Origin of the sequence: Bacillus sp. DX3.1 (assembly GCF_030292155.1) — a bacterium.
GTDB lineage: Bacteria > Bacillota > Bacilli > Bacillales > Bacillaceae_G > Bacillus_A.
On record NZ_CP128153.1, the window covers coordinates 3,260,917 to 3,286,177 of the forward strand.

At 36.6% G+C, this 25,261-nt stretch carries 24 protein-coding genes; 5 read left to right on the plus strand and 19 right to left on the minus strand.

The features are described from left to right. Nucleotides 1-16: 16 nt before the first annotated feature. From QRE67_RS16150 to QRE67_RS16175, 6 genes are all read right to left on the minus strand, one after another. Nucleotides 17-1,468, minus strand: coding sequence for a GntP family permease (locus tag QRE67_RS16150; RefSeq protein WP_286121191.1), 1,452 nt, complete (start codon nucleotides 1,466-1,468; stop codon nucleotides 17-19). A 69-nt stretch (nucleotides 1,469-1,537) separates the two neighbouring features. Then, the gene (locus tag QRE67_RS16155; RefSeq protein ID WP_286121192.1) at nucleotides 1,538-2,329 is read right to left on the minus strand and encodes an enoyl-CoA hydratase; all 792 of its coding nucleotides are present in this window, start codon (nucleotides 2,327-2,329) and stop codon (nucleotides 1,538-1,540) included. A gap of 23 nt (nucleotides 2,330-2,352) precedes the next feature. Next, complete coding sequence (locus tag QRE67_RS16160) at nucleotides 2,353-3,918, minus strand: ATP-dependent acyl-CoA ligase (RefSeq protein WP_286125302.1); 1,566 nt, start codon at nucleotides 3,916-3,918, stop codon at nucleotides 2,353-2,355. Between the two features lie 480 nt (nucleotides 3,919-4,398). Then, nucleotides 4,399-5,865, minus strand: a complete 1,467-nt coding sequence (locus QRE67_RS16165; RefSeq protein WP_483298684.1) for a sigma-54 interaction domain-containing protein — start codon at nucleotides 5,863-5,865, stop codon at nucleotides 4,399-4,401. A gap of 301 nt (nucleotides 5,866-6,166) precedes the next feature. Then, nucleotides 6,167-6,973, minus strand: coding sequence for an ABC transporter permease subunit (locus QRE67_RS16170; protein ID WP_286121193.1), 807 nt, complete (start codon nucleotides 6,971-6,973; stop codon nucleotides 6,167-6,169). Continuing rightward, nucleotides 6,966-7,859, minus strand: a complete 894-nt coding sequence (locus tag QRE67_RS16175; RefSeq protein ID WP_286121194.1) for an ABC transporter ATP-binding protein — start codon at nucleotides 7,857-7,859, stop codon at nucleotides 6,966-6,968. Before QRE67_RS16175 ends, QRE67_RS16170 begins: the two co-directional genes overlap by 8 nt. A 136-nt stretch (nucleotides 7,860-7,995) precedes the next feature. Between QRE67_RS16175 and QRE67_RS16180 the strand changes: the two genes are divergently transcribed. Next, nucleotides 7,996-8,631, plus strand: a complete 636-nt coding sequence (locus QRE67_RS16180; RefSeq protein ID WP_286121195.1) for a TetR/AcrR family transcriptional regulator — start codon at nucleotides 7,996-7,998, stop codon at nucleotides 8,629-8,631. 46 nt (nucleotides 8,632-8,677) lie between these two features. After that, the gene (locus QRE67_RS16185) at nucleotides 8,678-8,860 is read left to right on the plus strand and encodes a hypothetical protein (RefSeq protein WP_286121197.1); all 183 of its coding nucleotides are present in this window, start codon (nucleotides 8,678-8,680) and stop codon (nucleotides 8,858-8,860) included. A 252-nt stretch (nucleotides 8,861-9,112) separates the two neighbouring features. Here the strand turns inward: QRE67_RS16185 and QRE67_RS16190 are convergent, their stop codons facing one another. From QRE67_RS16190 to QRE67_RS16225, 8 genes are all read right to left on the minus strand, one after another. Next, nucleotides 9,113-10,141, minus strand: coding sequence for an oxidoreductase (locus QRE67_RS16190; RefSeq protein ID WP_286121199.1), 1,029 nt, complete (start codon nucleotides 10,139-10,141; stop codon nucleotides 9,113-9,115). 183 nt (nucleotides 10,142-10,324) lie between these two features. Continuing rightward, a complete protein-coding gene (parC, locus tag QRE67_RS16195) occupies nucleotides 10,325-12,748 on the minus strand; it encodes a DNA topoisomerase IV subunit A (protein WP_286121201.1) in 2,424 nt (807 codons plus the stop codon). Between the two features lies 1 nt (nucleotide 12,749). Further along, nucleotides 12,750-14,714, minus strand: coding sequence for a DNA topoisomerase IV subunit B (gene parE, locus QRE67_RS16200; protein ID WP_286121202.1), 1,965 nt, complete (start codon nucleotides 14,712-14,714; stop codon nucleotides 12,750-12,752). 377 nt (nucleotides 14,715-15,091) lie between these two features. Continuing rightward, nucleotides 15,092-15,505, minus strand: a complete 414-nt coding sequence (locus QRE67_RS16205) for a CoA-binding protein (RefSeq protein WP_286121203.1) — start codon at nucleotides 15,503-15,505, stop codon at nucleotides 15,092-15,094. Between the two features lie 72 nt (nucleotides 15,506-15,577). Next, nucleotides 15,578-16,819, minus strand: a complete 1,242-nt coding sequence (locus tag QRE67_RS16210; RefSeq protein WP_286125303.1) for a S1C family serine protease — start codon at nucleotides 16,817-16,819, stop codon at nucleotides 15,578-15,580. Between the two features lie 447 nt (nucleotides 16,820-17,266). Next, nucleotides 17,267-17,944 carry a response regulator transcription factor gene (locus QRE67_RS16215; protein ID WP_286121204.1) on the minus strand — a complete coding sequence of 226 codons (678 nt, stop codon included), beginning with the start codon at nucleotides 17,942-17,944 and terminating at the stop codon, nucleotides 17,267-17,269. A gap of 18 nt (nucleotides 17,945-17,962) precedes the next feature. Next, on the minus strand, nucleotides 17,963-18,415 hold the full coding sequence (nrdG, locus tag QRE67_RS16220) for an anaerobic ribonucleoside-triphosphate reductase activating protein (protein ID WP_286121205.1): 453 nt from the start codon (nucleotides 18,413-18,415) through the stop codon (nucleotides 17,963-17,965). Beyond that, nucleotides 18,412-20,268 (minus strand): anaerobic ribonucleoside triphosphate reductase, encoded by a 1,857-nt coding sequence (locus tag QRE67_RS16225; RefSeq protein WP_286125304.1) that lies wholly within the window; start codon nucleotides 20,266-20,268, stop codon nucleotides 18,412-18,414. Before QRE67_RS16225 ends, nrdG begins: the two co-directional genes overlap by 4 nt. A 237-nt stretch (nucleotides 20,269-20,505) precedes the next feature. On the opposite strand from QRE67_RS16225, the gene plsY reads away from it, so the two are divergent. Then, nucleotides 20,506-21,102: a glycerol-3-phosphate 1-O-acyltransferase PlsY gene (gene plsY, locus QRE67_RS16230; protein ID WP_286121206.1), complete on the plus strand. Its 597-nt coding sequence runs from the start codon at nucleotides 20,506-20,508 to the stop codon at nucleotides 21,100-21,102. Nucleotides 21,103-21,210: 108 nt separating this feature from the next. Then, on the plus strand, nucleotides 21,211-21,501 hold the full coding sequence (locus tag QRE67_RS16235) for a HesB/YadR/YfhF family protein (RefSeq protein ID WP_286121207.1): 291 nt from the start codon (nucleotides 21,211-21,213) through the stop codon (nucleotides 21,499-21,501). A gap of 26 nt (nucleotides 21,502-21,527) precedes the next feature. Here the strand turns inward: QRE67_RS16235 and QRE67_RS16240 are convergent, their stop codons facing one another. Continuing rightward, a complete protein-coding gene (locus QRE67_RS16240) occupies nucleotides 21,528-21,947 on the minus strand; it encodes an acyl-CoA thioesterase (protein ID WP_286121209.1) in 420 nt (139 codons plus the stop codon). Between the two features lie 109 nt (nucleotides 21,948-22,056). Here QRE67_RS16240 and QRE67_RS16245 point away from each other — a divergent pair, with 109 nt between their 5' ends. Further along, entirely contained in the window at nucleotides 22,057-23,349 is a 1,293-nt protein-coding gene (locus QRE67_RS16245; RefSeq protein ID WP_286121210.1) for a glycoside hydrolase family 18 protein, read from the plus strand. Between the two features lie 16 nt (nucleotides 23,350-23,365). On the opposite strand, the gene tlp is transcribed toward QRE67_RS16245, so the two are convergent. The 4 genes from tlp to QRE67_RS16265 form a co-directional block, all read right to left on the minus strand. Continuing rightward, nucleotides 23,366-23,590 (minus strand): small acid-soluble spore protein Tlp, encoded by a 225-nt coding sequence (gene tlp, locus QRE67_RS16250; protein ID WP_286121212.1) that lies wholly within the window; start codon nucleotides 23,588-23,590, stop codon nucleotides 23,366-23,368. Nucleotides 23,591-23,691: 101 nt separating this feature from the next. Next, entirely contained in the window at nucleotides 23,692-23,826 is a 135-nt protein-coding gene (gene sspN / locus QRE67_RS16255; RefSeq protein WP_000527988.1) for an acid-soluble spore protein SspN, read from the minus strand. 43 nt (nucleotides 23,827-23,869) lie between these two features. Continuing rightward, nucleotides 23,870-24,013 carry an FbpB family small basic protein gene (locus QRE67_RS16260; protein WP_286121213.1) on the minus strand — a complete coding sequence of 48 codons (144 nt, stop codon included), beginning with the start codon at nucleotides 24,011-24,013 and terminating at the stop codon, nucleotides 23,870-23,872. Nucleotides 24,014-24,198: 185 nt separating this feature from the next. After that, on the minus strand, nucleotides 24,199-25,155 hold the full coding sequence (locus QRE67_RS16265) for a 3'-5' exonuclease (protein ID WP_286121214.1): 957 nt from the start codon (nucleotides 25,153-25,155) through the stop codon (nucleotides 24,199-24,201). Between the last annotated feature and the right edge of the window lie 106 nt (nucleotides 25,156-25,261).

Consider the following 25,261-nt stretch of genomic DNA (forward strand, 5'->3'; position numbering starts at 1 on the left):
TACAGCAAATAAAAAGTTAGACAATTGAGAACGTTACGTACATACCAATTACAAAAAAGACAGCCATTGTTTTGATTATTGTAATTGCAAATATGTCTTTATAAGCTTGACGATGTGTTAATCCCGTAACTGCAAGTAACGTAATAACCGCTCCATTATGCGGTAAAGTATCCAATCCACCTGCTGACATTGCAATAACGCGATGCAATACTTCTAATGGAATCTGGAATGTACTAGCCGCTTCAATATATTTGTCTGCCATTAAGCTTAATGTAATACTCATACCTCCTGAACCCGAACCTGTAATTCCGCATAAAATATTCGTCATGACAGCTCCATTCACTAACGGGTTTGTAAACATCCCTGTAAGAGAATGCTGCACTGCTGCAAATCCTGGTAAAGCAGCAATTACTCCCCCAAATCCATATTCAGCTGCTGTATTCATTGTCGCAAGTAAAGAACCACTAATACCAACATTCATACTCGTATTAAAATTTAGTCTAACCTTCTTTATATTTAATAGAATCGTTGTTATGATTCCCATTATAAGAGCTAGTTCTACAGACCAAATACCGATAACTTGAGCCATATCTATTTTTCCGTACGCTTTTAAACCAATCACAGCAAAATCAAATCCACTCGCATACCACGTTGGTATTGCTTCCGTAAAAAACTTATTCATTACACCTACAATTAGCAATGGTAGAAAAGCAAACCAATCCTTTCCTACTATCCTCTCTTCCATAATACCCGGTGTTGGTACAGACATAGCAGCTTCACTATTCGCTGCCATTTCCGACTCCGCCTTAATCGCTTTATCTCCCATTCCGTAATACCCCTCACCATTTGCAAGAGCTTTCCGTCGGCAACGTTCCAAATACAGCATACCCAGTATAAAAATAAACAATGCACCAATAATCCCTAGTGTTGGTGCGGCATATATGTTTGTTTTAAAAAAAGTAGTTGGAATTACATTTTGAATTTGTGGAGAACCTGGTAGTGAATCCATTGAAAAAGTAAAAGCACTGAATGCAATTGTAGCTGGAATTAAGCGTTTTGGAATATTAGCTTCACGAAATAATTGTGCTGCAAATGGATAAATGGCAAATACTGCAACAAACAAACTTACACCACTATACGTTAAAATCGCTCCCATTAATACGATTGCTAAAATGGCTTGTTTCGCTCCAATAAAACGAACAATGATTTTTGCGATTTTTTCTGCAACCCCAGTTACTTCAACTAACTTTCCAAAAATAGCACCCAGTAAAAATACAGGAAAGTATAATTTTACGAAACCTACTAGTTTCTCCATAAAAATATTCGAGAAAAATGGTAATACGTGAGAAGGTTCTGTCAAAAATACTGCCAACAATGCACACAAAGGAGCAAATAAAATGACAGAAAAACCTCGATACGCAAAAAACATCAATAAGCTCAGAGCAATTAAAATAACGACAATGTCCATATACTTTCCCTCTTTTCACTCACATATAAAGTACGCTAAAAATGAAGTTACTAACCTACAAAGAATTCATTATTTATTGCTGAAATGCGGCACTCTTTTCTCAATAAATGCCGTAACACCTTCTTTTACATCTTCTGTTTGAAACACCTTTCCAAAATATTTCGCTTCAATATGAAGCCCATCTTCCAAAGATACTGCTGTTCCTTCATAGATTGCTTGCTTCATATAAGAAAGAGCTGGGAGAGAAAACCGACTTATTTCATTCGCGATTTCTTTTGCTTTTTCAAGCGCTTGCCCTTTCGCAACAACAAAGTTAGCCAATCCAATTTCTTTTGCTTCTTGCGCAGAAATAGGTTTTCCGATAAACATCATTTCTTTTGCTTTTCCTTCTCCAATTAATCTAGGTAAACGTTGTGTCCCTCCTGCACCTGGAAACAATCCTAGCGTAATTTCTGGAAGTCCTATTAAAGCATGTTCTTCTATTACTCTTAAATCACAAGCAATTGCCAATTCACAACCTCCCCCTAAAGCTAAACCATTTATAGCAGCAATTGTTGGCTTAGAAAGACGTTCCACTTTATTAAGAGGATGTTGCAGCCCCAGCGATTTCATTTCTGCATATCTTTCTCCTTTTCCGATCCAATCAGGAAATTCTTTTATATCCCCTCCTGCTACAAAGGCTTTCTCTCCTGTCCCTGTAATGATTACGGCAACTACATCCACGTCATTTTCAATTTCTTTTAATGCATCTGCTAGTTGTTGAATCACATACATATTCAGCGTATTTACGGGTAGATTATTGATTGTAATAATGGCTATTTTCTCCTCTTTTATCCAGCTCACAACACGACCATCCTTCATGAGAAATCCCCCTTTTCTTCAATTTATTTTTTTAGAATATAACCGGCTTCCTCACGATCCCACGCTTGTCCAATTCCTTCTTCTTTTAACTTAAACTTTTGAATACGTTCTGTGGCGGTCTTCGGAAAACACTCAATATATTGGATGTAACGTGGTATCATAAAATACGCCATTCGCTCTTCACACCACTTTATAATTTCTTCATAAGGTATTGACTCCCCATCCTTACAGACAATATATACTTTTACATCTTCTTCTCCTACTTCTGAAGGTACACCTACTGCCGCTGATTCTAACACTTTTGGATGAGCATCTATAATCGTTTCAATTTCCCATGAAGAAATATTTTCTCCTCTTCGTCTAATGCATTGTTTTAAACGGTCGCAAAAATAAAAATAACCAGCTTCATCTTCATAGCCACGATCGCCTGTATGGAACCATCCATCTTTCATCGCCTCTGCCGTCTTTTCTGGCATTTTATAATAGCCTTCCATTAAAACATTTTTCCTTAATGGTTGAATCATTAATTCACCAATCTCCCCTTTTGGTAAACTCTCTCCTTTTTCATTAACAACTTTTATATCTACATAGGGAAAAGGCTTTCCGATTGAGGAAATACGATTTGCAGCTAATGGATTCGATACACAAAAACCTGTCGTTTCTGTTAATCCGTATCCTTCAATAATTTGAACACCGAAACGCTCTTCAAACTCTCTCCAAAATTCCTTCGGTGTAGCAGCACACGCTGTCACTCTGGCTGGGTTATTACGATCGCTTTCCTTCTCTGGCTGTTTACAAAGTATAGGAATCATTGAACCTAATGAATTAAAAATAGTCGCTCCATGAAAGCGAATTTCATCCCAAAATCGCGAAGCACTAAACCGGTTACTCATTGCTGCTGTAGCATTCACATGAAGAGCACCTAATACGGTATGAGCTTGTGCATTAATATGAAATAACGGTAATGTTGTAAATAATATATCTTCTGATCTGGCATGTACCATCTTTTCAGCAAACGCTTGAGCAGCATTGATATATGCAGCATGACTTAACATAACGCCTTTTGGTAAACCCGTTGTTCCAGATGTATAGAGAATACTATTAATGGTTTTAGAAGAAAAAGAAGAATTTGGTACGTACTGATGATTATGTAGTAGCAATTGCTCTAAACGTATAGTTGAAATTTCTATTCCCTTTTCTTGGCGGATGTCATTCTTTTTTTGTCCTTTTACAATCATTTGAATCGTTTTCGATATAGAAGGAAGACATTCCAATATTTGTTTCATATACTGTTCCTCTAACACGATTGCCTTACACTCTGAATGAGATAATATGTATCGTAATCCTTCCCCTTTTATATGTACATTTAACGGAACAATCGTTGCTTCTAAAGTTGATAATGCAAACCAAATGTCCAAGTATTCAGGAGAATTATTAAGCATAACGCAAACTTTATCCTCTTTCCGAATACCTAATTCATAAAATCCTGCTGCTGTTTTTATAACCCGATTATAAAGTCCTTCGTACGTGATTTTTTCTTGTTCAAATTGTAAATACACTTTGTCGGGTGTTCCTTCAATGCGACTCATTAAAAATTGTGCTAAGTTTTCATTGCTCAATAGAATAGCCCCCTTTATCTAAAAACGTATATTTTATTCAAAAATTTATAATAATCAGTATTTATTATAAGCAAAAATTGTGCCAACCTTTATTTATCAATATAAACCCTTACATAACAAGATTTTCTATAGAGAAATCCCTATTTATTTTTCGCAAAAATGAGCCATAAAGTTACATAACCTTTCTTATTCATAGATTCGCAAATTTGCTACACATGTCTCATATTTGCAACAAACAGAAACACTCATTGTCTATATTCCGTAAAAAATAAAAAAGCTACTGGATTCAGTAGCTTTTCATAATCTCGTAAGATTCGATTAAAATATTCATTAAATTGTTATGTTTCAAATCTTATCAACCTCCTTCTATCACGCAAATACATTAGATACTATTACATTCTATTTGATACATAAATGACATCCTTTTAGGTTACTTCGTATTATAAAAATTCATGTATTTGCTAAATACGAATTACTCAATAAGTTGTACTTTTCTAGCTTTCTATATAAACTAGCTCGGTGTATCCCTAACATTTTAGCTGCTTCTTGTTTATTTCCTAATACTTTTTGTAACGCTTTAATAATCGCTCGCTTTTCCGCTGCTTCTACTTCTTCCTGCATTGAGAGAACCCCAGGATCATTTTTTTCTTCTTCCCTTTCCATTCTTACATAAACAGGTAGATGCTGCGTTTGTATCATATTTTCTTCCAAAACATTGATAGACCGCTCCAATATATTTTCTAATTCTCTAATATTCCCTGGCCAATTATATTCCATAAATATAGACATCACCTTTTCATCAACAGAAGGTATTCCACCTCCAAATTCTAGATTGAGTTTTTGAATTAAATAATTTGTAAGTAGTATGATATCTTCTTTTCTTTCTCTCAATGGTGGAATCTCTAACATAAACACATTTAACCTATAATACAAATCTTCTCGAAACTTCCCTTGCCGTACCATTTCTCTTAAGTCTTGATTCGTTGCTGCAATAAATCGAACGTCAAGCTGCGTTACTTTTGCTCCACCAACTCTTTCAAATTCTTTCTCCTGTAAAACACGTAATAATTTTGCTTGCATATCAAATGGCATTTCTCCAATTTCATCTAAAAACAAGGTTCCATGTTGCGCTAACTCAAACTTCCCTTGTCTTCCTCCTTTTTTCGCTCCAGTAAATGATCCTTCTTCATATCCAAACAGTTCTGCTTCAAATAGCTCTCTAGGAATTGCAGCGCAATTTAATCGAATCAGCGGCCCTTCAGCACGAGGACTAGCAAGATGGATTGCATGTGCAAATAATTCTTTCCCTGTTCCCGTTTCTCCTTTTATTAAAACTGTTGAATTACTTTTTGCTGCTTGCTTAGCATTCTTCTTCACTTCTTGTATTTTCTTACTATTTCCTATAATGCTTTGAAAAGAATATTTGGCACCTTGAATACGTTTGAGCTCTTTTTGATAATAGGCAAGTTTTGACTCAATCGCCTGAATTTGCGTCACCAACACTTTTAACTCCCGAACATCACGAAACATAATTTTCCCAACTGCCCCTATCGCCCTTCCTTCTTTCATAATTGGAATTCGCGTTGCAATCACATTTCTATCTCCTACTCGTTGTATATGTCCAATTTCCGCTTCACCAGTCTGCGTTACAATATGCATCCGTGTATTCTCAACCACCTCAGTACAATGCTTTCCAATTGCAGAATCAAGATTATCGATTCCTAATAAATTTGCGTAAGAACGACTCAAGAAATCGATGTTTCCTTTTTCATCAACACCTAAAATACATTCTGATAATAAATTTAATGCTTCTTCATACTTTTCAAGTGTTTCTTTTAAATATTCTTTCGATTTCTCTTCATTTGTTATGTTTTGAAACATGATTAACAATCCACTCCATTCTCCATTTCTATACATCCGCTCTCTAACATGACGAACCTCAATATAGTCTTTCACTACCTTTATACGATTCTATTTTAAAATCCCCTCTATTTTTCAGTCATAACAAAAGAAGTCCACTTTAATAGCAGACTTCTTTTATTGTGTTATTACTATTCTTTTATAGAGGATGTTTAAAAAGTCCGGTAAAGATAGCTGCCCTATTTCTTCGTTACGTTGCCAGTCCGGTACTCATGTAGGTCCTGCTACACTCCGTATCCTCCTGGCTTCCGCGCCTCGAACTGCTCGGCTCTCTTTATCCTCCTTTTTGAACATGTACTTATAGTGGTAAATCTCTCTTTTTAAACAACACAATCGCTGCAGTAAAGATGCAAAGTGCCCCGCATACTAATCCGATGCTTACTGGCCATATATTATATGTTCCTGCTACAATTTCTTCTGGACGAAACAATGTAAATAATGATATATTTCTCATCCATTCTAACTTATCACTTAATTTTCCCACCATATCTAATAAATAAAATAGAATCGTAACACTAGCAGAAATGCTGAGTGCTTTTCTTTCATCATTACATACACACGAAAACAAGAAAGAATAGGCACTAACAACAAGGAACACGAGACCACCGACTAGATTCATTTTGAAAAATAATTCTTGGTTTAAATTGTTGTCTTTCAAAAACCACTCTGCTCCTAGTACGCCCGCCCCATACGTAGCAAGAACAATAATCACTAAGCCTATAACGAGAACACTCCCTTGTGTAATCGCAATTCTTACTCTCGATACAGGTGTTGCTAATAAATACGCCATTGCTCCTTTATCAACATGACGGGCAATTAACTGCGTCGCAACTGTCACACTAAAAATAGTCAATATGATAATAAATAACATTCCGTAATATTTACCAGCTAAAAAATCATTTACATTTTGAATTGGATTTTCCATACCCGCAATCTTTTTTAAACTGTCTGGCATAGCATTCATCAATTCATTTAATCCTTTTGCGGATACGAGTGATGGAAATACCCATATTAATAGCCATAAATAAAGAGCTGAACCTATTGAATAACTCCATATATTTTTTTGATTTTCTTTGAAGCTAGCGAAAAACAGCTGTTTATTCATGCTTAGCACCTTCTTTCGCATCATAATAATGCATAAATAAATGTTCTAAGTCCATCGCTCTCGTTTGCAGAGCCGTAACATGATATTGCGCAAGTGTTTGTAATACAGTTTGATAATTGCCTTGGACAATAATCGAAGCTGTATTTCCTTTCACATTTTCAAATTGTAGATTTGTCTTTTGTAAAGCAATGATTTCCTCTTGTGAGGATAATGTTACATCCATGACTTGTCTTCTCATCCCTTGTAAATCATGAACATTTTCAACTGTTACGAGACGTCCATCTTTAATGATGGCTACGCGATCACACGTCCGTTCAATTTCTGTAAAAATATGAGACGACATGAAAATTGTTTTTCCTTTTTGTTTTTCTTCGAGTATTAGATCTATGAAAAGCTGCTGCATAAGTGGATCTAAGCCAGATGTTGGTTCATCTAAAATCAAAACTTCGGGATCATGCATAAATGCAGCAACAATTCCTACCTTCTGCTTCATCCCTTTCGACATTTTTCGAATTGGTGTTTTTACATCAAATTGGAGTCGTTCAATCAGCTCATCTCGGCGACTCGTCTGTTTCAATCCACGCATTCCTTGCATAAGTTTTAAAAATTCTAGTCCGTTCATTCCGTCTATAAAAGAAATTTCACCTGGTAAATAACCGACTTCTCTTTGAATTTTCGCTGCTTCATTCCAGCAATCCAATCCGAAGATTGTCGCATGACCAGCAGTAGGCTGTATAAATCCCATTAAGTTACGAATCGTTGTTGATTTTCCAGCCCCGTTCGGTCCTAAGTAACCGAATACTTCCCCTTCTTTCACTTGAAATGAAACATCAAATAAACCTTTTCCATTTGAAAATTGTTTCGTTACATTTTGAACTGAAATCATTATCCCACCTCATTTTTTGAAATATTATATGTTGTATATTTCAAAATTATTGTACTCCTCTTTTAAAACAGAAGCAACATTTTTTGAAATATATATACACCTAAATTTCAATTTTATTGTCTTCATTCTTTTTTTCTTGTATATTTTAAGTGAGGTGATCGAAGTGAACGGTTTTGAAAAAGTAAAAGAAAAGAAAAAGCGTGCTATCAAAGATGCTGCATTATTATTATTTTCGGAACGTGGATTTAACGAAGTAAAAATAGAGGATATTGCCAAGGAAGCAAAAGTATCGCAAGTTACCATTTATAATCATTTCGGTAGTAAAGATGCTCTTTTTAGGGAGCTTATTCAAGAATTTACGATAACTGAATTTCAATTTTATCAAGAGATAGCAGCTGAAAACATGCCCTTTCAAGACATGATGCATAAAATGATACTACGAAAAATGAAACGCGGAAGTTTATTTCATCCTGAAATGCTATTGCAAGCAACTCAAAAAGATCCAGAGCTTCGTGAATTTCTATATCGTTATCAAAGCGAAATCGTCATCCCTTGGTTTTTCGAAATATTAGAAGATGCACAGCGTAAAAATGAAATTAACCCACACCTTTCAAAAGAAATGATGCTATTATATATCAATATGTTTAATAAATTAGGTGAAGAGCACGGTATCCAGCTCTTAGAAGGAAATCGTGAAGAACATATAAAAGATATTGTCACGATGTTTTTTTATGGACTATCCAATCCTGAAAGCACGACTCCCACTAATTAGATCGACGACTAGAACTGATTCCATGTTAATCAAAGGGGAATGTTACATGCCATTAAGCTGTTTTTATTATGAAGTAGTTTGTATGTGTTGCAGAAAAATGTTTAGGGTATATGAAGGAACCCAGAAATATAAGCAGTTTAAAGAAAATATGAAAGGAAAATATACTTGTGAAGAATGTAGTCATAATATACGTATAGAAGCTATAATGAATTTCTTCAACAAATATTAAATATTTTCCCTTGAGAAAATTCCGATTATGTGAACCGATCATTCACCCATCTGGATGGCTTTTTTTGTTATTTTTTTGCTTAATGTCCCCAGGATGCCAATAAGTACATTTTGATTGAAATGAAAAACCTTTTCATTCTAAAACACGTTTTAATGAAGCACAAAAAAGTACTTTGTATACCCTGTTTATTATTAGGCTAATCCTACTGATCCTTATTATTGGTATGAAAAAAAGACACGGATTCGTGTCTTTTTATAGTGAAATGACTTTTCCTTTCTCACTGCTTTCAATAGCAGCTTGAACGATACGGATAACTTGTAAACCTTCCTCAGCTGTTACAGGAAGTGGCGATCCATTTAATATACTATCTCGAATCCCTTTATAATACATGTCGTAACATCCAACTTCTGTCGGAATACGAACAGTCTCCTCTTCTGTTTCCAAAGTAGCATAATTGTTAGGCTCATCTTCTCCATACAGGGAATCTCCTGGCTGTTTACCAGCTTTTAATTGCTCTTCTTGTGAATCCATACCAAACTTCACAATGGAACCTTTTTCTCCATGAATATTGAAATGAGGTCCTGCATGTTTCACATAACTGCTGCTATGTAAAATAACACGCTGTACCCCATAATGAAGTACAATGTGAAAATAGTCATCTGTCTGCGCTCCTGGTCGTTGTTTTACTACATCAGCGCTTACAGCATCAGGTGTTCCGAATAAATGAAGTACTTGATCAATTAAATGGGAACCTAAATCATACAAAATCCCTGACCCTGGCAAGTTCTTTTCACGCCAGCGATCACGGACATGCGGACGAAAACGATCAAAATGCGCTTCATATGTAAATATATTTCCAATTTGTTTTTCTTGGATTAATTTCTTAATTGTTAAGAAATCATTATCCCAGCGACGGTTATGATATACACTGACAAGTACATTATTTTCTTTTGCAAGTGTAATGAGTTCTTCTCCTTCTTCTATTGAAACAACGAATGGTTTTTCTACCACAACATGCTTTCCATGTAAAATTGCTTCTTTTACATATGGAAAATGCGTTGTATTTGGTGATGTAATTACAACAAGATCAATATCATCTTGCTTCACCAATTCCTCTATTTTGCTGACAACTCGTACAGTGGGTAATGCTTCTTTCACTACTTCTTCTTTCGAAGAAACAATGGTACGAATATCATATTCACCTATCGTTTGTAATAAGGGGATGTGAAATGTTGTGCTAGAAAATCCAAATCCAACAATCCCTACGCCTATTTTTTTCATATATTCCCTCCATCTATGAGAACGATTTCATTTTTATTATATCAAGATTGCTTTCATATACATAACTATTTGCTCGGATGCTCTCTCCCACCTAAAAAAAAAGATTTTATATCGGTTTTTTAATTTGTATTTATATACAAAAAGATCCTCGCTAGATTTAAACTAGCAAAGATCTTTTTCATTCTATTCAATTCGTTTCTTCGTCCACGTCTCAACCACTTCACCAACATCGCTTACATCTAAAACTAAACTACCGTTACTGTAGCGATCTTTGTTACGAAACGCCTTTGGATCAATTTCTTCTATCGCTTGTTTCTCTGTTCGCATATAGACAAGTTCATCATCACGAACAATTTCAACACCAACAATGCGGTATGGATTACGTTTTAACTCTTTAAAGATAACAAGGCCTCGCTTCGCCCTCGTTGATTTTTCGATTTCCGAAGCTTTAATCCGTTTCACAGCACCTCGCTGCGTCACAAGGAGAAGCTGATCTTTTTCACTGTCTAGTGGGCGACCACTGGCAACATAGTCATCCTCTTTTAAGTTAATTCCTTTTACTCCAGCAGCCCTAACACCAACTGGACTCACTTCTTCTTCGTTGAAAATAAGAGCATATGCTCCGTGCGTTGCAAGCAGAATATCTTGCGTTCCATCCGTTACAAATATATTAACAACTTCATCATCTTTTTTCAGGTTCACAGCAACAAATGCCCTTGAATAACGCTGTACTTTATATTGATTTAGTTCAGTTTTCTTAATCATACCATTGCGCGTTACAAACACAATAAATCGATTTTCTTCTTCAAAATTTGGAATAACCGTTGCCCAAATTAGCGTTTCATCCCGGTCAAGTGAGACAATATTGGCAACATGTTGACCTAAATCTTTCCAACGAATATCTGGCATTTCGTATACCGGGAGATAAATATAGTTTCCTTTACTTGTAAATAAAAGAATTGTCGCTGTTGTATTTGTATCGAAGCGTTCGAGTAAGATGTCGCCCTCTTTCATACCGAAGTCTTTTCCGTTCGATGCATTATGCGAGCGCCACCCTGTTCGCTTTACATATCCTTCTTTCGTTACAGTAACGATGACATCTTCATGTGGAATCATCACTTCCACATCGATTTTAATTTCTTCAATTTCTTCTTCAATTACAGCACGACGATTATCACTATACGTTTTCTTTACTCTCTTTAAGTCTGATTTAATAACTTGAAGAAGTCTTTTCTCACTTTGTAAAATCGCTTGTAATTCTGTAATTTTCGTTTGTAGCTCTTCAGCCTCTTTTTCTAACGCTGTAATATCTGTATTTGTTAAACGGTACAATTGCAATGATACAATTGCTTCCGATTGTGCTTCTGTAAAGGAGAATCTTGTACTTAAATTATTTTTCGCATCACGTTTATCTTTAGAAGCACGAATTGTTTCAATGACTTTATCTAAGATTGATAAAGCTTTCATCAAACCTTCCACAATATGCTGACGAGTTTCCGCTTTTCGCAATTCATATTGCGAACGACGTGTTACAACTTCTTTTTGATGCCCAATATAAGCATCTAAAATCTTTGGTAACGTCATTAATACAGGACGGCGATTATGAATTGCTACCATATTGAAGTTATATGGTATTTGTAAATCTGTGTTTTTATATAAGTACTTTAAAATACCTTCTGCATTTGCATCTTTTTTCAATTCGACAACAATACGGAGACCTGTACGATCCGTTTCATCACGAACTTCAGCAATTCCATCTAGCTTTTTATCTAAACGTAGCTCATCCATTTTCTTTACAAGATTTGCTTTGTTTACTTCGTAAGGAATTTCTGTAATTACAATCTGCTGCTTCCCACCACGAATCGTCTCAACTTCCGCTTTTCCGCGGATGATGATTTTTCCTTTTCCTGTTTCATACGCCTTTTTAATCCCATCAAGACCTTGGATAATTCCCCCTGTCGGGAAGTCTGGCCCTTTAATAAGCGTTAATAAATCGTCTACAGTGCTGTTTGGTTTATCAATTCGCAGCATTGTTGCATCGATAACTTCTCCAAGGTGATGTGGTGGAATTTCAGTTGCATAACCAGCTGAAATTCCCGTAGATCCGTTCACTAACAAGTTAGGGAACATCGCTGGCAATACAACTGGCTCTTCACTTGTATCGTCAAAGTTTGAAACAAATTCTACTGTTTCTTTATCAAGATCACGCAATAATTCAGAAGCAATAGGAGATAAACGAGCTTCCGTATAACGCATTGCCGCTGCTGGATCACCGTCGACACTACCATTATTCCCGTGCATTTCAACTAATACGTTACGTACTTTCCAATCTTGACTTAAACGTACCATCGCTTCATATACAGAAGAATCACCGTGCGGATGATAATTACCAATTACGTTACCAACTGTTTTGGCTGATTTACGAAACGGCTTATCATTTACGTTTCCTTCTACATACATAGAATACAAAATACGACGTTGTACCGGCTTTAAACCATCGCGTGCATCCGGAAGCGCACGATCTTGAATAATATATTTACTGTAACGTGCAAAGCGGTCACCAAGCACGTCTTCAAGTGGGAGGTCATGAAACTTCTCTGCTTGCATGTTATTCCACCTCCGTTGTTGAAATCATTTCATTTTCTAAAATGTTACCTTCTTCTTGCATACCAAATTGAACATTACGCTCAATCCATTTACGACGAGGCTCTACTTTATCCCCCATCAATGTAGCAACCCGGCGATCTGCTCGTGAAGCATCATCAATTTTAACGCGAATTAACGTACGCGTCTCTGGGTTCATCGTTGTTTCCCATAATTGGTCCGCATTCATTTCACCAAGACCTTTATAACGCTGCAGTATATAGCCTTTTCCGACCTTTTTCGTGACACCATCTAGCTCTTCATCAGACCAAGCGTATTCAATGACTTCGCTTTTTCCCTTTCCTTTACTTACTTTATATAAAGGAGGAAGTGCAATAAATACTTTACCCGCCTCAATTAGCGGCTTCATATAACGATAGAAGAACGTTAGCAACAGGACTTGAATATGCGCGCCATCTGTATCAGCATCGGTCATAATCACGACTTTATCATAGTTAATATCCTCTACAGAAAAGTCCGTTCCAACACCGCCACCAATTGCATAAATAATCGTATTGATTTCTTCGTTTTTAAAGATATCCGCAAGTTTTGCTTTTTCCGTGTTAATTACTTTACCACGCAGAGGCAATACTGCTTGAAAACGACGATCGCGTCCTTGTTTTGCAGAACCACCAGCAGAGTCACCCTCGACTAAATACAATTCGTTCTTTTGTGGATTACGAGATTGTGCAGGAGTTAACTTCCCGCTCAATGTTCCTTCCGAACGTTTTTTCTTTTTACCAGTTCGTGCTTCTTCTCTTGCTTTACGTGCTGCCTCTCGTGCTTGTGCAGCTTTTATTGCCTTTTTCACAAGAAGTGTTGCTACATCAGGATTCTCTTCTAAAAAGTAAGCTAAGTGCTCTGAAACAACAGCATCGACAGCTGAACGACCTTCACTTGTACCGAGTTTCCCTTTCGTTTGTCCTTCGAATTGTAGTACATCCTCTGGAACACGAACAGAAACGATTGCAGCTAACCCTTCACGAATGTCTGTACCTTCTAAATTTTTATCTTTTTCTTTCAGCATGGAAACTTTACGAGCATATTCATTAAAAACACGTGTCATTGCTGTTTTGAACCCAGCTTCATGTGTCCCGCCATCTTTCGTACGTACATTGTTAACGAATGAAAGAATATTTTCTGAATAAGCATCGTTAAATTGAAATGCAAGCTCCGCTTCAATTCCATTTTGTTCACCAGCAAAGTACACGACTGGATGAATAGAGTCTTTTTCTTCATTTAAGTAAGAAACAAACGCTTCGATTCCTGTTTCATAATGAAAGACATCTTCTAAATCATTACGTTTATCTGTTAAAACAATTTTCATTCCTTTTAACAGAAATGCTGATTCACGTAATCTCTCACATAACGTTTCATAATTATAATTTGTTGTACTGAAAATAGATGGATCTGGTTTAAAATGAATTGTTGTTCCGACTTGTTTCGTTTTCCCAATTTTCTCTAATGTTGTTACAGGAATACCACCATTTTCAAAACGTTGTTCGTATATATTCCCATCACGTTTGATGGTTACAATTAGCCATTCTGATAAAGCATTTACAACAGAGGCACCAACACCGTGCAAGCCACCACTTGTTTTATAACCGCCTTGTCCGAACTTACCCCCTGCATGAAGTACTGTTAAGATTACTTCAGGAGTTGGTTTCCCAAGCTTATGCATTCCCGTAGGCATCCCACGCCCTTTATCAATAACACTAATACTATTATCTTTATGTATTACGACAGAAATTTCGTCGCCAAATCCCGCTAATGCTTCATCAACGGAGTTATCTACTATTTCGTATACTAAATGATGCAATCCACGGCTGTCCGTACTCCCGATATACATACCCGGGCGTTTCCGAACGGCTTCAAGACCTTCAAGCACTTGAATTGCATCTTCATTATATTGAAACTGATGCTTCGCCAAACTCCTTGCCCCTTTCAAAATCAAAATAAGAACATATGTTTCTATTATAGGATAACGCCTTACCCTTACTTTTGGCAAGTCGTGTTATGTCTTTTATATACCATTTTCATAAGAAAAATCCTTGTTTTTTCACAAGGATTCCTCTAGGCTACTATTTCAGAAAAATAATCGTTTGTCAACGAGAAATGGATATGTATTCCAAAATCACACATTCCACCATTTTACAATCACCCAAATGACAAGTATCCAAAATGGGATGACAAGTAGCAATCCCCAAAAACAGCCTTTAAAAAATCTCATGATGAACACCTCGTTCATCGGCCCAGTTTACAAGGTTAACTAGAGCTGAATCGACCTTTCCCTTTCCAATGTCTATACTACCTTGTCATCGCATGTTCTACTTTAATACAACGATCCATTATAACAGTATAGCCTTGTTCTTTTAATACCTTATATGTATCTTCGTCTTGCACTCCTAATTGTGCCCAAAAAATATCCGCATCAATCTCTACAAATTCTTTTGCAACATCCATTAAAAACTCAGAGCGACGGAATACATTTACAATATCGACATGTTCCTTAATATCTTTTAATGACGGAACTGCTTTTTCTCCTAGCACTTCATCTACTGTCGGGTTAACCGGAATAATACGATACCCAGCGTCCTGCATCGCTTTTGAAACCATATATGATGTACGTTCTGGTTTGTTAGATAATCCAACAACCGCAATTGTTTTACTATTTTTCAACACTTCACCAATTTCCGTACGAGTTGGGTTTTCAATTACCATATTAAATCCCTCCTATTCCTTTAGTATAGCCGATAAAGAAAGTCTCTTTCAATACGAAAGAGACTTTCTTTATTAATTCGTAGCAGCCGAGTTATCTGCTAGTGTAGCTGTTTTCGTCATTTTTTCACCATTTCGATAGAATGTAACTTCAATTTTGTCTCCTACTTTTTTCTTCTCATACAAGTATTTACGGAATTGAAGTGCATTTTCAATTTTTTTCCCGTCTAGTGCTACAACAACATCATATTGTTCAAGTCCCGCTTTTTCAGCTGGTGAAACGGAATAAATTTTACTTAAGAGAACACCATTTGTTACATCTTTTGGTAACTTTAATTGATCTAATGCATATGGTTGTACCTCTTCAAGAGATGCGACTCCTACCCCCATTGCTGGACGTTTTACTGTTCCATCCTTTTCAAGAGATTCAATGACTGGCTTTGCTACATTAATTGGGATAGCAAATCCAATCCCTTCTACTTCCTGCTGTGCGATCTTGCTAGAGTTGATTCCGATAACTTCACCATTTTGATTGAATAATGCTCCCCCACTGTTACCAGGGTTGATTGCTGCATCTGTTTGAATAACTTGTGCTTGCCAATCTGCACGTTTGTCGCCATTAATATCAACTGGAATTTCACGTTCCTTACTACTAATAATCCCTTCGGTTACACTGCCATCGAAGCCTAGCGGATTACCAATTGCGATTGCTGATTCACCAGCACGAATTTTACTAGAATCACCGAGAGTTGCTATTTTTTTCACATCAGTACCATCAATCTCTACAACAGCTAAATCTAACCAAGGATCTTTCCCAACTAATTTTGCATCAACCATTTTGCCATTACTTAGCCTAACTGACAGTTTATTAGCTCCATCTACTACGTGATTATTCGTTACAATCAGAGCCTTATTCCCTGCTTTTTTATAAATTACACCAGATCCTGATCCAGCCTGTGCTTCTTGCTCCGCCGGCTGCGTGGCAAATGGATCAATATTTTGTTGCATATTGAATACACCAACAACAACATCTTTTGCTCCTTCAATCATACCTGGCAAATCTGTTTCATTTTTTGCTTTATTCACAACAGGAACCACCGTTCCCTCTACTTTTGAATTAGAAGATACTGGCGATGAAACAGCCGCTCCGTTTCCATTTGCCCATGGCATATATGGTGTTGCAAAACTAATTGTAACAGCACCAATCACAGCACCAACTAAACCTGTGAAAAAATAACCTTTTTTACTACCCGACTTTCTGATTTCCCTCGTTTCTTTATGCTCTTCATTCATATTTGGTCCCTCATAATATCCCATCATTCATTTCCCCTATCTGCTAAATTCATATTTTCAGTATAGTCACAGGTTGTGTCCTTCTTGTGAACTCATCGTGAAATCCGATTAAAAAAATACTTCTATACGTATTGTAGACAAAAAATAAGTAAATTGTACATATTTGCGCATACAAAAGAGAGTGTCATATACTATGATTTTTATCCCGCTATTCGCGGGCAGTAAGACCCCCACTGATAAAAGTTTCACTTTATTTGACTCATGTTATATAAATCCATTTTGATTTTTCGACATATAAGCCGCGGCTATGGATAACAAAAGGTGACCTACACTCGTTTTCTCTCTTTGTTTTCACTATGTCTGGGGCAGGAAAAGGATCTGACCGCTTCTATGCATGGCCGGATGCTCTCTCCCACCTAAAAAGAAGGGGTTTATGTCGGTTTTTTTATTTGTATTTAATAAATGCAAGTACTACTCCTCAAACTTATACCCGACACGAATGACAGTTCCAATATGCTTCGCTTTGTCACCTAGTTTATTTCGCAATTTTTTTATATGTGTATCTACTGTACGGTCATCACCATAATAATCATATCCCCACAATTGGTCTAGTAAATGTTGACGTGATAACACGATTCCCTTATTCTCCATTAAATAAACAAGAAGTTCAAATTCCTTGTGAGTTAATATAATCTCTTCCCCGTTTACCGTTACTGTACGTGAAAGACGATTCACATCAATTCCAGCCATAGAGAGTACATGCTCTTCTACCACGCCAACTGCTCCATCCGCACGCTTTAATAAAGTTTTCGCACGAGCTACCAACACTTTTGGACTAAATGGCTTTGTTACATATTCATCGGCCCCGAGTTCAAAGCCTAACAATGTATCATCTTCATCGGAACGTGCTGTAAGCATAATGATGGGTACCGCAGATTCTTTCCGAATACGACGGCAAACAGACCAACCATCAATTTCCGGTAACATTATATCTAACATAATTAAATCAATTGTATGTTCAGCAAATAATTCTAGCGCTTGTTTTCCATCCTCGGCTTCTACGACTTCAAAACCTTCATTTCGAAAATAATCGCTAACGATTTCACGCAACCTTCTTTCATCTTCAACAAGTAATACCGTTTTATTCATCTGACCTATCCCGCCTTTTTACTCTTTCAATCGAATGATACGTTGATTGGAGCTTCCGCGAAATGGAAGTGTTAGATCTCTTTTTTCGAGTTCAAACCTTCCATCGACCAAAACATCCCCATAGTGTAACAACTCCATCATATCATTATTTCGCGAATTCTGTATCTCTTCTAACGTATAACCTGTGTAAATCCATAAATTTTTTTTCAAATCTTTTACAGCTTTTGCTGCCTCTTTTACTTCAGCAGCTTGAAAAAATGGATCTCCACCTGAAAACGTTACATCAGTAAGCGGATTTTTTGCAATTTCTTTTATAATTTCTTCTGCGGTCATCTCGGAACCGTTACAAAGATTCCAAGACTGCGGATTATGACAGCCAAAACAACGATGCGGACAGCCCGCAAAAAACACGACTGTCCGCAATCCTTCTCCATCTACTACACTATCATGAATAATATTCATTACTCTCATTTATGTTTCACCCGATCCGCTTCTTCACTACGCTTCGCACTGTTCCATTTTGACATATCTCCTACAAGATATCCTGTAATGCGGCGTATCCTTTCAAAATAATGTTCATCTTCATTCCCACAACTTGGGCATTCATTATCAATAACACCATTATAGCCGCAGCATTTACAGCGATCCACCGGGTGATTGATGGATCCATATCCAACTCCATATTGTGCCATTGCCTGCACAATTTGCTTTAATGCTTTTTGATTATGAACGGCCGCTCCGTCCAATTCAATATACGTGATATGTCCGCCGTTACACAGTTCATGAAACGGTCCTTCTAAACGAATTTTATCAATCGCTTGAATCGAATAATACACCGGAATATGAAATGAGTTTGTATAATAGTTATGATTCGTTATACCTGTAATCATTCCAAATTCATTTCGATCTTGTTTAATAAACTTCCCTGATAACCCTTCTGCAGGAGTTGCGATTAACGAGAAATTTAATTGATGATATTCCGTTGCATGATCCATTTTCTTTCTCATACATGTAACAATTTCATACCCAAGTTTCCATGACTCTTCATCTTCCCCATGATGTTTTCCTGTTAGCGCAACTAAACATTCCGCCAGGCCAATAAAGCCGATACTTAACGTACCTTGTTTCAAAATTTCAGCAACAGAATCTTCTGGTTCAAGCTTTTCACCACCGCGCCATACTCCTTGTGAATATAAAAACTGAAAATCTCTTGCTCTTTTTGTGGACTGATAAGCAAATCTTTCTAACAATTGTCGAATGCCAAGGTCCATATAATAATTCAGTGCTTCAAAAAAGGCTTCTTTTGATCCACTTATTAATGCTAATTTTACTAAGTTAATGGATGTAAATGATAAATTCCCTCTTCCAATGGCTGTTTCTTCCCCATGAATATTAGACATAACACGAGTACGACAGCCCATATAACACACTTCAGTTTCAGGACGACCATCGTAATGCACCGCATTAAATGGTGCATCTAAGAATGAGAAATTCGGGAACAATCGTTTCGCTGTCGTTTCTAATGCCAGTTCAAACAAATCATAATTCGGATCACTTTCTTCAAAATTGACACCTTTTTTTAATTTAAAGATTTGAATTGGAAAAATTGGTGTTTCTCCTTTTCCTAATCCAGCTTGAGTCGCCCGTAATAATTGTCTAATTAACAATCTTCCTTCTTTTGATGTATCCGTCCCGTAGTTAATGGAAATAAACGGTACTTGTCCACCACCGCGGCTATGCATGCTGTTAGAATTATGAATAAACGCTTCGCAAGCTTGATACGTATCGTTTTCCGTTTCTCTCCACGCAAACTCTTCTACTTGCTCGGCTGTTAATGGGTACGTCTCTAAACGTTTTTTATTTCTTTCAAACGTTTTTCTCACATAGGGTGCTAAATCCATATCAAACAGTGCAAAGGATTGACCGCCGTGCTGCATATTTTGGTTTGCTTGAAAAATAATAGAAGAAAGCGCCAGCGCACTTTTGATATCTTGCGGCTGTCGCATATGTCCATGACCAGTATGAAACCCTTTTTCTAGCATTTGTGCTAACGGGATTTGTGAACACGTTGTCGTACCCGTTGCATAAAAATCTAAATCGTGCGGATATAAAATATTTTGATCTATCGCTTTTTTCACTTGTTCAGAAAGCAAATTTTCTATCGCATAATATTTTGCACTCTCAGATGCAAATGTCCCCATCATTCCCATTGGAGACCGACCGTCAACGTTTGCATTTTCTTGCATTAAATCTTGTTCATTCGCATGGATGATTCTTCCAAAAATGTCCATCAGATTCTCTTCACGGTCACTATTTTTTGTCATTACTTGATTCATTTCCTAACCTCCAACAACATCTTGTTAATTCAATACCAAAATGATACAACATATAGTTTGAATGAATCTGTGAAAAATGTAACATTCTTGTGAAAGTTTTTTTAAGAAACTTTGAACATTTCATTTTTAAAAAAGAAATGTTCTCTTTATAAATGTGTGGTACAATATGTAGGAAAAACTCTTTTTACCCTTTATCAACACATTTGAATAAAGGAGACTGAACTTATGCTTATTACATATCTTTTATTTGTCGTTGCTTATTTGCTCGGCTCGATTCCATTTGCACTTGTTGTTGGGAAAATTGGTTACGGAATCGATATTCGCGAGCACGGTAGCGGAAATTTAGGAGGAACGAATACATTTCGGACGTTAGGAAAAAAAGCGGGCTTTATCGTTACAATTGCTGATATTTTAAAAGGAACGTTAGCAACAGCTTTGCCGTTAATTTTCGTTTTAGATATCCATCCTCTTTGGTTCGGATTAGCAGCAGTACTTGGACATGTGTATCCAATTTTCGCAAAGTTCCGTGGCGGAAAAGCAGTTGCTACTTCTGCTGGTGTACTATTATGCTATGCCCCAATTCTCTTTGTGATATTAGCCATCGTCTTTTTCGTCCTGCTATTTACGACGAGATTCGTTTCACTTTCTTCTATGGTAACAGCTGTCATTGCTGTTATTGCAGCAATTATTACCGGGGATAAAATCTTCATTGTTGCGATGTGTTTATTAGCTGGTATGGTTATTTATAGGCACCGTGCTAATATTGGACGAATTATAAATAAAACTGAACCAAAAGCAAATTTAACGAAGAAACAAAAGTAAGGTTGTGACCCACATAACGCAAAAAGAAAACGCAAAGCATATAAATGGCGTCTTTTTGCGTTATTTTTTATACTAAAGAAAAAGCGATATAGCTTGGAGGAACCCTACATGAATATTTCCGTATCAAAAGAAGCAGTAAACTGGTATAAAGATGAACTAAATTTACAATCCGGCGACGCGCTTCGCTTTTTCGTACAATATGGTGGCTGTAGTACTGTACAAAAAGGACTTTCCCTAGGAATTCGCAAAGACGATCCTGCTCATCCAGCTGCCCAAATCCAAGAAGAAGGCATTTCATTTTTTGTTGAAGGCGATGATGAGTGGTTCTTCGACGGTCACGACTTATCAGTTATATTTAACGATGGTGATGACTTCCCTCAATTTCATTATGAAAAATAAAAAGCGTGGCTTATGCCACGCTTTTTTTATTGTTTCTTAATTTTTTCATATGTTGCATACCACTCTGGATATATTTTTTTTAGTGATACTGGACGAAACCCTTCTCTTTTTGCACAAATATTTGTTGTAGATGCTGTAATGCAAAGATCTCCATCTCCGTTATAAATTTCATATCCATATACAACACGCAGTGGGCTAACAGAATCTACCCATGTTTTCACAATTGCTTTCTCTCCATAACGCATTGCTTTACGATATGTAATCTGTAAATCTAGAACGGGTGAAACAATTCCGTCTTTCTCCATATCAATATAGGAAAATCCTAATTCTCGAATAAATTTTGTACGCCCTAATTCAAGCCATACTAAATAATTCGCATGATAAACGACACCCATTTGGTCTGTTTCCGCATAGCGGATATCAATTTCGTGTTCTGCTACAAACATATTACTATCTCCTTCTCGTTCATGTTTCCTCGCATACATTTAATCATAATACAGAGAAATCAAAAATAAAATAGAAACGGTGGATCTTTTTACTGAAAGGAGCGAGTATATGCTTCAAATCATAACTGTTCGTAGCGGAGATAGCGTCTACAGCTTAGCCTCTAAGTATGGTACAACACCTGAAACAATTGTAAAGGATAATGGATTAAATCCAGCGGAAACACTCGTTGTGGGTCAGGCGTTAATCGTGAATACGAAAGGAAACAATTACTACGTTCAACCGGGTGATAGTCTATATCGGATTTCTCAAACATATAACGTTCCTCTTGCTAGCTTGGCCAAAGTAAACAACTTATCATTAAAATCAATCCTTCATGTCGGTCAACAACTATATGTACCAAAAGGAACAAAACAAACGATAGAATCCATTGCCTATTTACAACCTTCTACTATTCCAATTAAAGAAAGCTTAGTCAACTCTACAAAGGCAATTAATCCTTTTTTAACATATTTAGCCTACTTTAGCTTTGAACCACAGCGAGATGGAACATTGAAAGAACCGACAGACACTGCAAAAATCGCTGGAATCGCCACACAAGGTCAAACCATTCCAATGCTCGTCATTACAAACATTGAAAGTGGAAATTTTAGCGCGGAGTTAGCCTCTATTTTTTTACGAAGTCCTACCATTCAACATAAATTTATTACCAACATTCTGCAGACCGCGGAAAAATACGGTATGCATGATATTCATTTCGACTTTGAAAACGTCGCACCAGAAGATCGCGAAGCATACAATCGCTTTTTACGAACTGTAAAAACACGATTACCTGAAGGTTATACATTAAGTACAACACTCGTTCCAAAAATAAGTTCGACACAAAAAGGAAAATTTTTTGAAGCACATGATTACAAAGCACAAGGAGAAATCGTTGACTTTGTTGTCATTATGACCTATGACTGGGGCTGGCAAGGTGGACCGCCGATGGCAATTTCTCCAATTGGTCCTGTCAAACAAGTACTTCAATATGCAAAATCACAAATGTCGCCGCGAAAAATTATGATGGGACAAAATTTATACGGTTTCGACTGGACGCTCCCATATAAAGAAGGAAATCCTCCAGCAAAAGCAATTAGCTCCGTCGCAGCCGTTGCACTTGCCCGAAAATACAATGTTCCCATTCGTTATGATTTCACTGCACAAGCACCTCATTTTAATTATTATGATGAAAATGGTGTGCAACACGAAGTATGGTTTGAAGATGCCCGCTCCATTCAAAGTAAATTTAATTTAATAAAAGAGCAAGGTGTCCGCGGTATTAGCTATTGGAAAATTGGTCTTCCATTCCCGCAAAACTGGCGTTTGCTTGCAGAAAACTTCTCCATTACAAAAAAAGGCTGACAACTGTCAGCCTTTTTTACGCATCATATCCAGATTCGTCTTTTATTTCACTTTTTAACGATTCAATACTTTCTAAACGCCGCTGATTTTTCGCTTCAATCGCAGCACGATCTTTTTCATTGGAAAGCTCTGCAGTTTCTTTTGCCTCATTAAAGTTGTCAATTGTGTTTTGCACCATTTCTTGCAACTTCTCTACATTATCACTACGATCATCTGGATTTGCTTTATATTGTTCTGACATGCTGTTCCCTCCTATATGAAATATACATACTACGTTAGTTTGTATAAAATGAACTAAATTATGTACGTAAAAAAAGGAGAATGAAACCATTCTCCTTCTTTTTAGCCATTATCTACAATTGGTTGTTTACCTGTTTGGTCTTGCATTTGTTTCCCTTTATTTCCACCGGCTTTTTTTGACTGTGTGCCAATTTGGTTTGGTGCAAAATCTTTTGAATTCTTTTTCGGATTTCCCATAACTTTCGCCTCCTTACAACTAGTATCATACTAGTTGTAAGAATTATTCAGCCTGTTTAAAAAGACGCATTTCATAACGCTTTTCAATCCGTTCTTCAATCCGTTCAATTGCATTACGATCGCTTAATAATTGCTGCTTATTTTCCTTCACAAGCTCTTCAAACGATTTCCGACGATTTCTTCTCATGCTGCTCATCCTTTCTCCTTCTCTTTCTTACCAGTTAGTATGAGCAAACGAAAAACTTTTTAATCAGATTTGCGAGAAAATTTTATATTTTGTTAAAGCAACATTTATTAGTAATAAAAAATTCCATCAGTAAGTCTTCAGCTACTGATGGAATTTAAAAACAATCAACTGATATAGATTCATTACTACCCATTCGTGCGAGATAAACTTAAATACTTTTCAATTTCTTCTTCTGCATTTGTTTCGTTTTGTTTATAATTATTCAACACCTGCATAACCGCATCATAAGACTCCAGAATATACGCCTCTAACCGAGCGATATCGTCTAAACATTCAATCATAATTCGCGTTACACCTATTTCACTTTTCAAAGCTGTTTCACACATTACAGCCGGGTATGCCGCTAATACTTCCTGTTCTGTCTTTGCTGTCAACACATATTTCTTTCTTCCTTTTACTTTCAACCTTACAATTGGATAAAAAGCTTTTATATCCATATAACTTCCAACGTTCGTATAACGAATCCACTCTACGTCTTTATTATGTTTCGCTAGCATTTCCTTTATCATTTCATACACTGCTTCTTCTTCAATCGTTTCCTTTGCTACTCTCTTTTGCCCCTCTTCTTGTATTGCCGCACATTTTTGATACACCGCTGCACATGTAAAACAATCATCAAGTGCATTATGTGAATTTAAGCGAATACCAAGCATTCGTTTAAGTGTTTCTAGCTTATGATTCGGCGCGTGCTTCATATATTTCTTTGCTAAAAACACTGTATCAATCACGTGATTATCAGGCTCTGGTAATCTCAGCTGTTTCGCATTACTTTTTAAAAAACGCATATCGAACGATGCATTATGAGCAACAATTGTATCTTCTCCTAAAAAAGCTAAAAATGCCGGCAATACATCATGAATGGTTGGCGCATCCGAAACACGGTAGTTTGTAATTCCTGTTAAACTTGTGATTCGGTCAGGAATAAATCGTTCTGGATTCACAAAAGAAACAAATTGTTCAGCAAACTCATGATTCCGATATCGAACCGCTGCCACTTGAATGATTCGATCGTTATACGGGTTAAATCCTGTCGTTTCAAAATCGATAACAACATAATCTCCTGTCATTGGTAAATGTCCCACATCATTCGCTCCTCTTACTATCATATAAATTTCTTTCATCATATCACGAACAAGCTATTTGATAAAAAAGAAAAGACAGAACTGGCTTCTTGCCAGCTCTGTCTTT